Genomic DNA, 14,453 nt, shown 5'->3' with positions numbered 1-14,453 from the left:
ACCTTGGCGTGACAGGAGGAATTGCGTTGCGGCACGGCGGTCACAGCAGGCCGCGGCCGGCCAGGTTGCGCATCAGGTCGCGGATGCCGAACGTCCAGGGTGCGGCCGCCTTCGACGTGGTGACGCGATTGACGAGGCTGCCGAGCTTCGGCGTCGAGATGCGGACCACGTCGCCTTCCTTGTGGGTGAAGCCGCGGCCGGGATGGTCGCGATCCTGCACCGGTGCGAACAGGGTGCCGAGGAACAGCGCGAAACCGTCCGGATATTGATGCTCGCTCAGCGCCTGGCGGACGAGATCGGTGGGATCGCGGCTGATCTCGCTCATCTTGTTGGTGCCGGAGAGGCGATAGCCCTCGGGACCGTCGATCTGGAGATCGACCACGGCCGAGCGGACAGCGTCCATCGTGAAGCCGGCATCGAAGATGCGGATGAACGGCCCGATCGAGGTCGAGGCGTTGTTGTCCTTGGCCTTGCCGAGGAGGAGGGCGCTGCGGCCCTCGAAATCGCGCAAATTGACGTCGTTGCCGAGCGTCGCGCCGCGGGGCGTGCCGTTCCGGTCGACCACCAGCACGATTTCGGGCTCGGGATTGTTCCAGTCGCTGTCCGAACGGATGCCGATATCACCACCCCAGCCGATCGCGGAGAGGACGGGGGCCTTGGTGAACACCTCGGCATCGGGGCCGATCGCGACCTCCAGATATTGCGACCACATGCCGGCATCGATCAGCGCGGCCTTGAGGCTCGCCGCCTCCGCGCTGCCGGGGACGACCGAGCGGATGCCCGATCCGACGCGCGCTTCCAGATCGCCGCGGATCGTGGCGGCCTTGTCGGCATCGCCGCGCGCGCGCTCCTCGATCACCCGCTCGATCGCGGAAAGGGCGAAGGTGACGCCGCATGCCTTGACGCACTGGAGGTCGATCGGCGCAAGCAGGGTCGGGCCTTCGGGCGTGCCGAACGCCTCGACTCCGCACAGCACGGGGCCGGTGATCGTCGTCAGATCGTCGCGTTCGAGCAGGTCGGCGACGGTGGGCGCGACGGCGGACACGTCATGCAGGACGCCGTTGCGGATGATGACGGGGCTGGGACCGGTGTCAGTGAGGACACGGCCGACCAGAAGGGCCTGCGCATGATCGGCGGGCAGCATTTCTACAGGGGACGCTTCCAAGATCTCTCGCCCAAAAAGTTTCTGCTTTGATAGCGCTACCATGCTGTCGGCACAGCGCCGCTGTCAAGCCGGATGGCCCAAATCCTGCGTTCCGTTCTCAGATATGGGAAATTATTTCACCGACGATCGCGTCCGGCGCGCGCATCGCGCCGCCTTCGCTGGCATGGACGGTGCGCCAGGGGCCGAGCAGGTCGGCGGCGACGATCGCTTCGTAATTGGCGCGCACGCGCTGCTGGAGGGCGATGTCGGCCTCATAGGCGTCGAACGCCTTGTCGGTGTAGCTGCGCTGCGCCTTCTTCAGGATCAGCTCGCGGGCCAGATCCCAGGGCGTATCGAGATAGAAAGAGAGCTTCGGGCGGGGCAGGGCGAACTGGCCGGTCTCCAGCGCCAATATCCATTCCATCATCGCGCGGGCTTCACCGGCATCGAGCTTGGCGGCCTGATAGGCCATGTTCGAGGCGATGTAGCGATCGAAGATCACCACGTCGTGGCTGGCCTGGGCCGCCAGGATCGCGTCGCGCCATTCCAGCCGGTCGAGCGCGTAGAGGACGGCGGCGGCCCGGGGCGTGACGGGCACGGGCATCTCGCCGGCGAGGAAGCGGCCGATCGTGACGCCGGCCGCCGTCTCGCCATAGCGCGGAAAGCCGATCACCACGGCGCTGCGCCCGGCGGCATTGAGCGCCTCGCAAAGGCCGCGTGCGGCGGTGTTCTTGCCGACGCCGTCGGCGCCCTCGATCGCGATCAGATCACCCATGGCCCTGCCTGTAGGTCGGATCGACATCCAGCGTCCAGTATGTGCGGATTTCCTCGGTCCGGCGACGATGGCGCGAACGGAATGCCCGTCAGACGAAGATCGCGCCGACGATGGCGGCGAGGCGTGCCGGATCGCAATCGTCGAGCGCGATTTCGAGCGCGGGATTGATGCTGTAGCCGATCATGCGGCCGTCGCGGTCCGAGCCCACCGAGAGCAGGCGCCAGCCGGCTTCCTCGCGCAGCGCCGCGAGGCCGCCGGGGAGCGGCTGGCGATCGGGATCGGCGATGACGGTCGCCTGGCCGGGAAGCCCGCCCCCCAGGGTCGCGCGGCCGACCTTGAGCCCGAAGGCGCGCGGGCCGGCGGCATGCGGTGCCTCGACGGTTTCGCTGGTGACGGTATCGGCGATCAAGCCCTGTGGCAGCGCTCCGCCGCGCACGGGGATGAGGCGGATCGAGCCGAGCGGGTTCGCCCCCCCCGTTCCCGTGCGTGCCGGAGCCGGTGTGGGCAGATCGGGCCCTTGCGCCAGCGCGGCGGCGAGCTCGGCGATGCGCACGCGGCTGCGCGCGTGCCGGGCGGCGGGATCGGAGACGTTGGGGATGAAGGAATCGAGCGTCCCGGCGCGGTGCCGCTCATGGACCAGCCGGCGCAGTCCCGCCTCGTCCGATACGCCGAACAGCGCGTATAGCGCGGACTGAGTCGCCGCATTCCAGCGCGCGAACGGCTTCTGCGCATTCTCGATGCGCGACAGATTGACCGGCGGCAGGCCGAATTCGCGCTCCACCGCCGCGATGGTGAGCGCCGAGTCGCTGCCGCGGCGGGCGCGAAGCGCGGCGCCGAGCAGCACCGCGAAACGCTCCTCCTCCAGATCCGGAGGCGTGCCGTCCTCGAACGGTTCGGCCCAGGCGGCGATGTCGAAGCCGGGCGCATCGATGTCGAGCAGCAGATCGGCCGGGGCCAGGCCCAGCGTCGCGGCTATGCGGCGAAGCTCGTCGGCGCGGGCGATCACTTCGCCGCGCTCGATCTTCGAGAGGCGGATATAGGGAATCTCGGGGATGGCCGCGGCCAGGCGCAGCAGCTTGGGATAGCCATGGCTGCGGCGTTGCTCGCGCATGCGATTCGGAAAAATGAACGCGCGGTGCAGGTCGATCCGCACCTCGCCACCGGGCGCGGCTCCGGCGTCCGAACGCCTCCCCGTGCCCTTGATCTTCGTCATTTCAGTCCCCATTAGCGCATCAAATGTGCGTATGGGATCACCTTGAAGTATTTTTAGGATAACGCAAGGTTAATGGGGTGTAAATTAATGTAACGAAAGGGGTCTCCCGGACCCGCAAAGCAGAGCGCATGGACCTTCAGGGTCGAGCGGAAGAATCGCGGTGAGCGAAGCCGCACCGCTTGCATGGCGCAGCAGCCAGCCTTGACTGGCGGGGGCGGGATGCTCAGGCGCGAACGCCACACCGATTCCATCGGTAATCACCCCGAACTGTATCGGAGTCGCCGGCCAACGCCCGGCCAGATAGGCGAGCAGCGCCGAAGCGGCATCCTGCATCGCGCCTTCCGCCGTATCCTCGGGGCAGAAGCCCTCGGTCGACACGGCGATCTCGGCGATCAGCCGGAAATCGTCGCGGCGCCACCAGATCAGCCGCAGCGTATCGTCGGCATCGCGCTGGAGGCCGAGGAACAGTCCGGCGGCCTGCGGAAGCAGCGGCTGGGCGCAGCGCACGACTTCCTGGGCCAGCTCGGTGAGCTTGCGATTGGGGCGCGGCAGCGTCTGGAGGGCGAGGTCCGGCGCTAGGAGTTCGGATGGGCGGTGCATTGGCGGTCCCCGAGTCTTGTCGTCATATTATAGGATGCGCGGAACGCATCCGGCTGTCTCAATGGAGCGCGGCACTGGAGGGGGACGGCGCGGCGAGCAGGATCGCCTCGACACGCTCCGCCGGTAGTTCGGCGGCGGCAGCGATCGCGGCGGCGCCGAGCGTGGCCGGATCGATGGCGCGGACGCTCGCCAGGCGGTTGTGGAGCTGCTCGGCATCGGGAAGGATCGGCGCGACGGCGCGGGCAGGCGCCGGCTGGCGGCGCTTGGCAGTGCCCGGCTCGCCATATTCGGCCATCACCGCGAAGCGCGGATCGGCGGCGGCGATCTCGGCGATCGTCTTGGCGGCGCGCTTGGTGATCTGGCGGACGCGCTCCTTGGTGACGCCGGTCTCCATCGACAGATCGTCGAGCGTGGCGGTCTGGAACACGCGGCGGGCGACGATCTCGCGATCACGCTCCAGCTTGGCTTCCAGCTTCTCCAGCTCGGCGGGATCGATGCCGTGGGTGGCGACGCGGAGACGCGGCCCTTCGCGGCGCAGCGCGGCCTCTTCCCGCTTCGGGCGGGGGCGGCGGCGGAGCTGCTCGATGCCCACCTTGCGGAGCTGATCGACATAGGCGTCGATCAGCGAGGAGATCGCGCCGTCGGCCAGGTAATCGGAAGCGGCGGCCTCGGTGCGGGACAGCGCGTCCTCGTCCTCGATCATCGCCTCGGGTGACATCTCGTCGCCGTCCGGCGACAGGGCGATGGCGCTGAGCGAGACGGTGGTCGCCTCGACCTTCTTCGCCGAGGGGCGCTGATCGGTCATCAGGCGGAAGCGCAGGCTCTGCAGCTCGCCGCGGATCTGCCAGTTCACGAAGGTGGTGAACTGCGCCTTTTCCGGCTCATAGGCCTGGATGGCGCGGTGGACGGCGATCGCGCAGCACTGCTCGGCATCGTCCCAATGCGCGGTGAGGCCGTACTGGCGGATGAAATGGCGGATGCGGGGGGCGATGAGCTTCAGGATGCGGGCGAAGGCGCGATCGACTTCGGCGCGCTGGCGCGAGGTCTGCTTGATATCCTTCGGCGTATTTTCGATGACAATGGCGACTGCGGCTTCGAGCGCGATCGTGGTCTTCGACATGAAATCACTTCCCCCTGTTACGCGGCGAGGCGCGCATCGGAGCGCCCCGTCGACGAGGGGAGATTTCGCCTGAATAACTTAAAGGAGTACTAATTGATCCTATAGGTATCACCCCGTAACGCGCAATGCCCTAGCGGCAGGTTCCTGCTGAAAAGCGGCTTAAACCATATGGTTAACGCCATGATAGTCACTGAAACCGGCCTAGGAGGGCATTATAGGAAAAATTTCAGGCTGAAAATTTTTCCGGCTGAATCCGGCGTTCGATGAAGCCGAGCAGCCATTGGCGGTGCGCCTGGACGGCATTTCCCGCATTGGCGATGCGCTGATCCGCCGCGCTTTCGCCGATCTGGGCGGCGAGCAGCATGCGCGCGCGGCCCGATTCGATGCCGGCGCCCAGGAATTTCCGCGCGTCGCCGAAGCCGAGATGATGGCTGAGATAGGCGGCCTTGGCGAGCGTTTCGGAATCGGTGCGCACGCGGATGCCCGATTTCTCGAGCTTGTCGAGATTGAGCTTCGCCATGTCGGCGACCGAGGCGATCGACGCCTGGGGATCGTAGCGCAAGGCGAGCAGTTCGGCCCGCGCGGCGGGCGCCACCTTGCCGCCCGCGTCCAGCCAGCCGCGCTGGCTGGCGATGGCGTTGAGCCAGGTGCCCTGGGTCTGGGCGAGATCCTGCCAGGTGCCGCTCAGGAACTGGCCGAGCCCGGCCGCGCTCGAACGCGGATTGCGCGAGAGCGTGTTCCAGCTTCCGTCATGGCTCTTGGCGGCTTCGGCATCGACGATCGCGGCAAGCGCGGGGGCGGGGATGCCGGTGCGTTGCGCGGCGCCGGCAAAGGCCCAGCCATAGCGCGCATTGGCGCCGAGCTGGAGGCCGCCGGCCGCAACCGCGCCCGCCGGCGCCGCGACGAGCGCTGCGGGGCTGGCGGCGAACGCCTCGGCCTGTTCGCGCGCGTCGCCGTTCGATCGTGTGGAATCGGAATGACACCCGCAGGCGCAGTGGCAGCTACAGGTGCTGGAGACGCCGGGGGTGGAGGGATTGCCGAGCAGTTCCAGCAGTGAATCCATCTTCATGCCGTTCGGCGAGAAGGGCGAGGCGTCGCGATCGTCCTTGCGATCAGTATCGCCCAGCGCCGCGCGCCACAGCCGCGTGGTGAGCTGGGACTGGGCCTCGGCGAGGATCACCTCCGCGCGCTTGGCGGGGGTGAGCGCCGCGAGCTGATCGGCGCGCGCGATCATGCCGTGCGCTTGGCCGGCATGCGGCGCGCGAGCAGGAAGCGCGCGGCGGCGATATCGTCGATGCCGGTCTGTTCGGCCACCGCGACGGTGCGGTCGGCCTCGTCCTGATAGCGCTCGGCGGCGCCCTCGATGGCGCGCATCGTGCCATAGGCTTCGATCGCCTGGGCGCGGAGCTGGCCGAGCCGGGCCTGGGCCAGATGGGCGGCCTCGCGGATTCGGACCTGCTCGTGCTTCATCCGCGCTGTCCAGCCATCGGAGGCGACGGGCAGGGTGGCGGCGAGCGCGCGTTCCTCGCGCTCGCGCTGCGCATTCGCGCGCGATTGGGCTTCGAGCGTGGTGATGCGCTCGACCTCGATGCTGATCGAGACCTTCACGCTGTCGACCTCGCGGCGATGGATGCGGAGCGCGGTGTCGAACGGCGTCATTCGGCGATCCCGTTGGTTTCGACGGGGTCGATGGTCTCGCCCATTTCGACGATCTCGGCGAGCGCGGCGAAGGCCTCGGCGGCATGGCCCTGGTCGTTCTTGCCCTGGTTTATCAGCGCCTCGATCTGGGGAGCGAGCGCGACGGCGCGGTCCACCTCCTCCGACGAGCCCGCCTTATAGGCGCCGAGCCGGACCATCTCCTCCATATCGGCATAGGTCGACAGCAGCTTGCGCGCGGCGATGCGGGTCTCATTCTCCTCGTCGCTCAGGCAATGGGGCAGGGTGCGCGATACCGATTTGAGCACGTCGATCGCGGGATAGCGGCCGCGCTCGGCGATCGCGCGGCGCATGACCACATGGCCGTCGAGGATGCCGCGCACCGCATCGGCGACGGGCTCGTTATGGTCGTCGCCGTCCACCAGGACCGTGAACAGGCCGGTTATCATGCCCTTGCCGGGCGCGCCCGGGCCGGCGCGTTCGAGCAGGCGGGGCAGCTCGGCGAAGACGGTGGGGGTATAGCCCTTGGTCGCGGGCGGCTCGCCCGATGCGAGGCCGATCTCGCGCTGCGCCATTGCGAAGCGGGTGACCGAATCCATCAGGCACAGGACGTTGAGCCCCTGGTCGCGGAAATGCTCGGCGACGGCGAGGGTGGTCCAGGCGGCCTGGCGGCGCATCAGCGCGGGCTCGTCCGAGGTGGCGACGACGACGACCGAGCGCGCCATGCCCTCCGGCCCGAGGTCGTCCTCGATGAATTCCTGCACTTCGCGGCCGCGCTCGCCGATCAGGCCGATCACCGCGACGTCGCAATTGGTCCAGCGCGCGAGCATCGAGAGCAGCACCGACTTGCCGACGCCCGAGCCCGCGAACAGGCCGAGCCGCTGGCCGCGGCACAGCGGCACGAACAGGTCGAGCGTGCGCACGCCGGTCTCGATCCGCTCGGCGACGCGGGCGCGATTGGCGGCGGCGGGGGGCGAGGCCTTGATCGACTGGGGATCGGCGCCGTTGACGAGCGGCCCCAGGCCGTCGACCGGGCGGCCCAGGCCGTTTATCATGCGGCCCAGCCATGCCCTGGACGGGCGGACGGTGAACTGGCCGGCGCCCAATTCGGCGCGCGAGCCCAGGCCCACGCCCTGCGGATCGACGAAAGGCAGGCAGAGCGCGACGCTGCGATCGAGCGCGGTGACTTCGGCCTCTACCCGGCCGCCGGGCGCGGAAATCTCCACGCGGCTGCCGATCTGGGCGACGCCGGCTAGCCCTTCGACTTCGATCAGCGCGCCGCGCACCGCGACGACGCGGCCGAAGCGGCGGTCCGGCACCATGTCGCGGATCGCGCGCGCGGCGCTGGCGAGCGTCTGCATGGGAGTTGCCTCAAGCGGCCTGGTGTTCGGGATCGGCGGCCTGCGCCTCGAACGCGATCAGATCGCGCGCGGCGGCGAGCGCCTTGTAATAATCGCCCTGGGCGATGTCGTGCGCGAAGCGGATGCAGGTATCGCGCGCCTCCGGGGTCGCTAGCGTGGCGACCAGGCCGCCGAGCAGGCCGACGACGATATCGTGATGCGCATCGCGGCCGGCCGGATCGATATAGGCGAGCATCGCCGAGAAATAGAGCTGGCGCGCAGGGCTGGTCGCCTCCTCGGGCCGCATGACTTCGCGGCCGCGCAGGATCGCCACCTTGTTCTCGACCGCGAGCTGGGTGCGGCCGACGGCGCGCAGGACGGCGCCGTTTACGATCGCCTTTTCGCCATCGCGGAGCGTGATGCGGAGCATAATACGGGGCCTTTCGTGCAACGTTGCTAACATTATAGGATCAATGTTCCGCCCGAAGCCCGCTTACCCGGCAATTTTTGCCCACCGTTGGGTCTGGCAAATACTCATCCTACAATGGAGACATGGCCCGTGCGGTGATCGGCGGGCATCGTCAGGAGTGTATGACTTGAGCCTCTATTCCGCTCTTTATGCAGGTGTCTCGGGCATGAGTGCCGAGGCCAGCGCCTTGGCGATCGTCGCCGACAACATCACCAACATCAACACGATCGGCTACAAGGGTGCCGACGCCCAGTTCCGCACGATGGTGACGGACGGGCGCGTAGGCGCCGCCTACACCGCGGGCGGCGTATCGTCGGTCGCCGTGCCGCTGATCTCGAAGCAGGGCCTGCTCCAGTCGTCGGCGCGCAGCACCGACGTCGCGATCGACGGCGGCGGCTTCTTCGTGACCCGTTCGAACTCGACGTCGTCGGGTTCGGTCTCCTATACCCGCGCCGGCTCGTTCAGCCCGGACGAGGAGGGCTTCCTCCGCAACGCCTCGCAGCAATATCTCTATGGCTGGCGTCTCGATGCGTCGGGCAACTACACCGACAGCGGCAGCCTGGACGATCTTTCGCCGGTGCGCCTGAGCGACCTGACCGGGACCGCGAGCCCGACGAGCAAGCTCCAGATCCACGCCAATCTCCAGTCGACGACGACGATCAGCGCGGATGCCGCCACCTACACCGCCGGCCAGATGGCCAGCGGCACCGTGAAGCCCGATTTCACCCGTTCGTTCGACGTTGCGGACGGCCAGGGCGCCACGCACCAGGTTTCGATCAGCTTCCTGAAGACCGGCGCCAATACCTGGGCCACCGAAGTCTATGCGACTCCCGCCGCCGACGTCACGGCGGCCGGCGGCCTGCTGTCGAGCGGCACGATGAAGTTCAACGGCGACGGCAGCCTCGACCGGGCCGGATCGACCCCGGCGCTGTTCAACCCGCTGTCGCCCACCTGGACCAACGGCGCGTCGTCGGTGCCGATCGATCTCCAGCTCGGCGACGACAAGGGGATCAACGGCATCGTCCAGTCGAGCGACGTCTCGGCGCTGCTCTCGTCGACCATCAACGGCGGCGTGCTCGGCAACCTGGCCTCGATCGACATCAGCAAGACCGGCCGCGTCAGCGCGATCTTCGCCGATGGCACCACCCGCGAGGTGTTCCAGCTCCCGATCGCGACCTTCCCCAATCCGGACGGGCTGACCCGCGTCTCGGGCAACGGCTATACGCCCAGCAAGACCTCGGGCAGCCCGACGATGAAGGTGCCGGGCTCGCTCGGCGCGGGCAATCTGCTCGCCAACAACCTGGAATCGTCCACGGTCGATCTCGCCAGCGAGTTCACCAACATGATCCGCTTCCAGCGCGCGTACAGCGCATCGTCGAAGATCATCACCACGGTCGACGACATGTTGCAGGAAGTGAGCAACCTGAAGCGCTGATCCAAACGACAGCGAGGAATTAAGACATGTCGCTCAACGACATATTGGGAACGGCGACGTCCGGCCTGGCTGCGGCCCAGGCCGGGCTGCGCGCAGTCTCCAACAATATCGCCAATGTCGGCGTGGCGGGATATGCGCGCGAGCGCGTGTCCCTCACGACCGGCGTATCGGGCGGGCAGGTCAGCGGCGTGGTGGTCGGCGAACCGACGCGCATCGCCGATCGTTTCCTCGAATCCACCGTCTATCGGCGCGCGGGCGATTACGGGCGGGCCGACGTCACCTCCAGCTATCTGGATCGGTTGCAGGCGCTGCTCGGGGCGCCCGGCTCCTCGTCGGGCCTGCCGGCGCGGCTGGATGCGATCTCCGCCTCCGCCGTGGCGATGACGGGCTCGCAATCCTCGGCGCAGACCGTCGCCGTCTTCACGGCGAACGTGCAGGACGCGATCTCGTCGATGCAGCAGATCACCAAGGATGTGGACGGGCTGCGCGGCGACGTCGAATCCGAAGTCGGCTATTCGGTCGACAAGATCAACAGCCTGCTCAAACGCATCAACGACCTGAACTCCACCGTTTCGCAGGCCACCGTGCTCGGCCAGAGCGCCGGCGGTGCCGCCGACGAGCGGATGAGCGCGATCGAGGAATTGAGCGGCCTCATGTCGGTCAATGTCCGCGACCAGCCCGACGGCCGCGTCACCATCGAGACCGCGACGGGGGCGATGCTGCTCGATCGCCGGGTGCGCCAGCTTTCCTACCCGACCTCGAGCGGGGCGGGCGCATCGCAGGCGATCTATCCCACGATCGAGCTGCGCTTCACCAATCCCGACGCGGCGACCGGCGAGACGATCGATTCCGCCGCCGTGGGCGGCAAGCTGGGCGGCCTGCTCGACCTGCGCGATCGCGCGCTTCCGGCGTTCAACGAGCAGATGGGCGTGCTGTTCAGTGGGCTTTCCGAGGCGCTCAACAGTGTCTCGAACGCCGGCACCACCGTTCCTGCGCCGGCGAGCCTCAACGGCCGCCAGAGCGGCCTGGCGGGGACCGACCGGCTGGGCTTCACCGGCAAGGCGAGCTTCGCGGTGACCGGCGCCGACGGGACGCTGATCGCGAAGGCCGATATCGATTTCGACGCGCTCGGCCCCACCGCCACGGTGGACGACATGGTCGCGGCGATCAACACCGGCCTCGGCGGGGCGGGCACCGCCAGCTTCGTCAACGGCAAGCTGAGCATCCAGGCCAACGGCGCCGGCAACGGCGTGGTGGTGGCGCAGGATCCGGCCAGCCCCAGCGCCCGTGCCGGCGTGGGCGTCTCGCAATATTTCGGGTTGAACGATCTGGTCGTCAGCGACACCAACACGCTGGTCCCCCCGGGCTTCAACGCGAGCGACCCGCATGGCTTCGCGGCCGGCGAGACCAGCCAGATCGTGCTGCGCGACGCCACCGGCCGCACGCTGGGCAGCTATACGCTCACGCCCGCCGCCGGCGGCACCTTCGGCGACCTGCTGACCCAGCTCAACGGCAGCCCGCTGGGCAGCTTCGGCAATTTCTCGCTCGACGATCGCGGGCGCATGCGGTTCGAGCCGAACGCTTCCATCTCCGGCGCGGTGCTCTCGATCCCTTCGGATTCGACCAATCGCCTGGGCACCGGTGCCAGCTTCTCGTCGCTGATGGGCCTGAGCGGCCTTTCGAGCGGATTGAACAGCGGCCGGGTGCGCCCGGACATCGCCGCCACCCCGACCAAATTGCCGCTCGCGGGCCTCCAGGCGAACGCGGCGGTGGGCGAGAAGGCGCTGGGCGCGGGCGACATGCGCGGCGCCACCGCCTTTGTCGACAGCCTCGACCGGCCCATCGACATGGGCAAGGACGGGACCAGCACGCTCGAAGGCTTCTCGAGCCTGTTGATGGGGCATACCGGGCTCGAGGCGAGCCAGGCGAAGGACGCGCTGAACGATGCCACCGCCCGCAAGGACGATGCCGTCAATCGCCGCGACAGCTTCGCGGGCGTCAACATCGACGAGGAACTCTCGCTGATGGTGGTGCTCCAGAACAGCTATTCGGCGGCAGCCCGCGTGCTGACGACGGCCAGCGACATGTACGACACGCTCATCAACATGGTCCGATAACGGAGATTATCATGGCACGGGTTGCAACCATTCCGCTTCAGCGCACCATGTCCGATGCGATCCAGCGCGCGCAGGAGAAGCTTGCCGTCAGCCAGACGCAGCTCAACACCACCAAGAAGGCGCCGGACTTCGCCTCGCTCGGCACCGAGACGGTGCGCAACCTCTCGGCGCACAGCCTGCTGGCCCGCCAGGATGCGCAATCGACCGTCTCCAAGCGCGTCGGCACCACGCTGTCGCTCTATCAGGGGCAGATCGAAGGCATCCAGGATTCGATCGAGGATCTGAAGCAGCAGATCACCAGCACCGTCGGCACCGGCCAGTCGACCGGGTTGCAGGAAGCGATCGAGGCGGCATTCGGCCAGCTTCGCGCCGCGCTCAATTCGTCGGAAGGCGGCACGCCGCTGTTCGGCGGGTCGCAGACCTCGGTTTCGCCGTTCGCGCCGAGCACGCTCGCCGACGCGGCGACCATCACCGCCGACAATGCCTTCAAGGACGACGGCGTGCTGGCCAGCGCGCGCATCGCCGACGGCGTCGACGTGACCTATGGGATCAGCGCGAGCGCGCTGGGCAAGGGTATCTACGAGGCGTTCCGCACGCTTGCCCAGGCGGGCGACATCGGCGCCAATCCCACCGATGCCCAGATGGACGCGCTGAAGCAGGTGGTCGGCCAGTTCGACACCGGGCTCGGCGATCTTCGCGCGGTCAATGCCGAGAATGGCCGCAAGCAGAACCAGGTCGAATCGCTGACGAAGCGCGGCGACGAGCGCTCGCTGCTGCTGAACGGCGTGATCGAGACCAACGAGGACGCCGATCTGGGCCAGGTGGCGATCGACATCGCGCAGCAGACGACCGTGCTGCAGGCGAGCTATTCGGTGTTCGCCCAGCTCGCCGGGCTGAGTCTGGTCACCTACATGAAGTGACGCGCCTTCCGCCGAGGCGGGAGGGAGAAACGAAAAAGGCGCCCCGGTCCCCCCGGGGCGCCTTTTTCATGTGCGTCGGCTGGAGATCAGGTGGCGCTTGCGTCGAGCAGGTCGCCGATCGCGCCGGCGGGGCTTGCCTGGGGGATCGCCGCCATGGCCGCGCTCAGCTCGGCCGGGTCGATCGTCGCGACGCTGCGGGTCAGCACGTCGAACGCGCGGGCGCTGGGCAGGGCCTTGAACGCCGCGCCATAACGGGCACGCAACGCCTGGAGCTTGTCCTCGCGGCCGAGCATCGCCAGCGCGACCGCCTGGCGCAGCACCGCGGCCTGGGCCGGCTCGCCCAGCCCCTTGGGCGAAGGCAGCAATGCCTCGCTGTCGGTGACGAAGGCGCTCCAGTCCTTCGAGCGCCAATGGATCTCGGCGCGGACCTGCGCTGCATCGGGAACCTGTTCGAGCGCGGCCATCGCCGCATCGTCCTTGCCGATCTGGTGCAGCGCGACGGCCTCGACGCGCTTGCGATCCCAGCGCATGCGATCGGTATAATCGGGCTGTTCGCTGGCGCGCAGCGCCGCGAGCGCGCGATCGGGCCGTCCGGCCAGGATATGGAGCGCGGCGACCTTCACCGACAGCGGACCCTGCGCGACGTCCTCGCGGCGCTGGGTGAGCTGATATTCGAGCAGCTCGGCGGCGCGGGCATAGAGGCTGGCGGCCTGGAGCTTCTCGGCGAGGCGCATCGCGAGCGCATCGCCTTCCGCGCCGGACGGCGCGAGCTCCTTATAGTCCCAATAGAGGCCGGCCGCGTCGGGCAGCGAGACGCCGCTGTCGGGCACGAGCGCGGCGGCGAGCCAGGACTGGAGCTGGGCGAGCATCGGCGCGCCCGCGGTGCCGGGCTTGAAATAGCGGAACAGCGTGGCGCCGATGCGGAGCGAGCTGCGCAGATCATGCGCTTCGGTCGCGATCCGGAACTGGATGCGCAGCGCATTCTCCTCGACCCGGCCGCCGCGCCACACATAGCGCAGCGCGTCAAGCTGCTTGAACGCATCCGCCGGCTTGATCCGGCGCGCGGCCAGGCCGGCCTCGATCTTGCCGAGCCGGGCGCCGGCCTGCACTTCGGGGTTGCCGCTGGTCTCCGCACGCGACAGGCGCAGCAGGCCGCCCGCGGAATCGCCCGTCGCCAGCAGCGCGCGGCCGCGCAGCAGATTGGCCTGGGGCTCGGTATCGCCGAACAGCTTGAGCCATTGAAGCGCCGGCTCGGGCTGGCCGATATCGATCGCCGCCTGGGCCGCGGCCTGCATGAACGGGCGCCGGTCATAGGGCGCGCGGGCGTTGATCGCCGGGATCGCGCAATTGATCTCGCGCGCGGCCGGCTTCGCGGCGCCGGCATGGGAAAGGGCAAGCATCCGCCAGGCGCAGGCTTCCGAATTGCCGGTGAGATCGGGGCCGGAGAGCGATGCCACCGCCTGGTCGTCGCGACCGACCAGCGCCAGCGCCGCGCCCATCGCGAGCTGGAAGGGCGTGACCAGGGCGAGATCGTTGTCGTCGGCGCGCATCGTTTCGAGCACGCCGAGCGCATCGGCGCCGCGGCCCCTGCCGCTCCCCGCCCGCCCCCAGCCCCCCCGGGCGGCCGGCCGCCCCCGGCGGGGGGTCCGCGCCCCCCCCCCCCG

Annotated in this window: 13 protein-coding genes; 3 read left to right on the top strand and 10 right to left on the bottom strand. The window is 68.6% G+C overall.

Annotated features, from left to right (window positions below; all coding sequences use genetic code 11):
• Positions 1 to 40 precede the first annotated feature (40 nt).
• The 9 genes from HB724_RS17160 to HB724_RS17120 form a co-directional block, all read right to left on the bottom strand.
• Positions 41 to 1,144, bottom strand: coding sequence for a fumarylacetoacetate hydrolase family protein (locus HB724_RS17160; protein ID WP_213982167.1), 1,104 nt, complete (start codon positions 1,142 to 1,144; stop codon positions 41 to 43).
• Between the two features lie 118 nt (positions 1,145 to 1,262).
• Positions 1,263 to 1,919 carry a dTMP kinase gene (locus HB724_RS17155; RefSeq protein WP_213982166.1) on the bottom strand — a complete coding sequence of 219 codons (657 nt, stop codon included), beginning with the start codon at positions 1,917 to 1,919 and terminating at the stop codon, positions 1,263 to 1,265.
• Positions 1,920 to 2,007: 88 nt separating this feature from the next.
• Positions 2,008 to 3,132, bottom strand: a complete 1,125-nt coding sequence (locus tag HB724_RS17150; protein ID WP_213982165.1) for a helix-turn-helix transcriptional regulator — start codon at positions 3,130 to 3,132, stop codon at positions 2,008 to 2,010.
• Positions 3,133 to 3,216: 84 nt separating this feature from the next.
• Entirely contained in the window at positions 3,217 to 3,732 is a 516-nt protein-coding gene (locus HB724_RS17145; RefSeq protein WP_213982164.1) for a hypothetical protein, read from the bottom strand.
• A gap of 58 nt (positions 3,733 to 3,790) precedes the next feature.
• Positions 3,791 to 4,852: a sigma factor-like helix-turn-helix DNA-binding protein gene (locus HB724_RS17140; RefSeq protein ID WP_213982163.1), complete on the bottom strand. Its 1,062-nt coding sequence runs from the start codon at positions 4,850 to 4,852 to the stop codon at positions 3,791 to 3,793.
• A gap of 226 nt (positions 4,853 to 5,078) precedes the next feature.
• A complete protein-coding gene (locus HB724_RS17135; protein ID WP_213982162.1) occupies positions 5,079 to 6,086 on the bottom strand; it encodes a peptidoglycan-binding protein in 1,008 nt (335 codons plus the stop codon).
• Positions 6,083 to 6,511: a hypothetical protein gene (locus HB724_RS17130; protein WP_213982161.1), complete on the bottom strand. Its 429-nt coding sequence runs from the start codon at positions 6,509 to 6,511 to the stop codon at positions 6,083 to 6,085. The genes HB724_RS17135 and HB724_RS17130 overlap by 4 nt, the downstream gene beginning before the upstream one ends.
• Positions 6,508 to 7,869 carry a flagellar protein export ATPase FliI gene (gene fliI / locus HB724_RS17125; protein WP_213982160.1) on the bottom strand — a complete coding sequence of 454 codons (1,362 nt, stop codon included), beginning with the start codon at positions 7,867 to 7,869 and terminating at the stop codon, positions 6,508 to 6,510. The genes HB724_RS17130 and fliI overlap by 4 nt, the downstream gene beginning before the upstream one ends.
• A gap of 10 nt (positions 7,870 to 7,879) precedes the next feature.
• Complete coding sequence (locus tag HB724_RS17120) at positions 7,880 to 8,278, bottom strand: flagellar biosynthesis repressor FlbT (RefSeq protein WP_213982159.1); 399 nt, start codon at positions 8,276 to 8,278, stop codon at positions 7,880 to 7,882.
• Between the two features lie 166 nt (positions 8,279 to 8,444).
• Between HB724_RS17120 and HB724_RS17115 the strand changes: the two genes are divergently transcribed.
• The 3 genes from HB724_RS17115 to HB724_RS17105 are packed head-to-tail and all read left to right on the top strand — an operon-like array spanning position 8,445 to position 12,789.
• On the top strand, positions 8,445 to 9,752 hold the full coding sequence (locus HB724_RS17115; protein WP_256731590.1) for a flagellar hook protein FlgE: 1,308 nt from the start codon (positions 8,445 to 8,447) through the stop codon (positions 9,750 to 9,752).
• Between the two features lie 26 nt (positions 9,753 to 9,778).
• Positions 9,779 to 11,869, top strand: a complete 2,091-nt coding sequence (locus HB724_RS17110; protein WP_213982157.1) for a flagellar basal body rod C-terminal domain-containing protein — start codon at positions 9,779 to 9,781, stop codon at positions 11,867 to 11,869.
• A gap of 11 nt (positions 11,870 to 11,880) precedes the next feature.
• Positions 11,881 to 12,789 (top strand): flagellin, encoded by a 909-nt coding sequence (locus HB724_RS17105; RefSeq protein ID WP_213982156.1) that lies wholly within the window; start codon positions 11,881 to 11,883, stop codon positions 12,787 to 12,789.
• An 86-nt stretch (positions 12,790 to 12,875) separates the two neighbouring features.
• Here HB724_RS17105 and HB724_RS17100 read toward each other — a convergent pair.
• The coding region (locus tag HB724_RS17100; RefSeq protein WP_213982155.1) for a hypothetical protein at positions 12,876 to 14,453 on the bottom strand (1,578 nt) is incomplete at its 5' end.

It is taken from the genome of Sphingomonas sp. dw_22, from assembly GCF_018449795.1.
Lineage (GTDB): Bacteria > Pseudomonadota > Alphaproteobacteria > Sphingomonadales > Sphingomonadaceae > Sphingomonas.
Note: the sequence above shows the minus strand (reverse complement) of the source record. Positions and strands in the feature narration are given on the sequence as shown.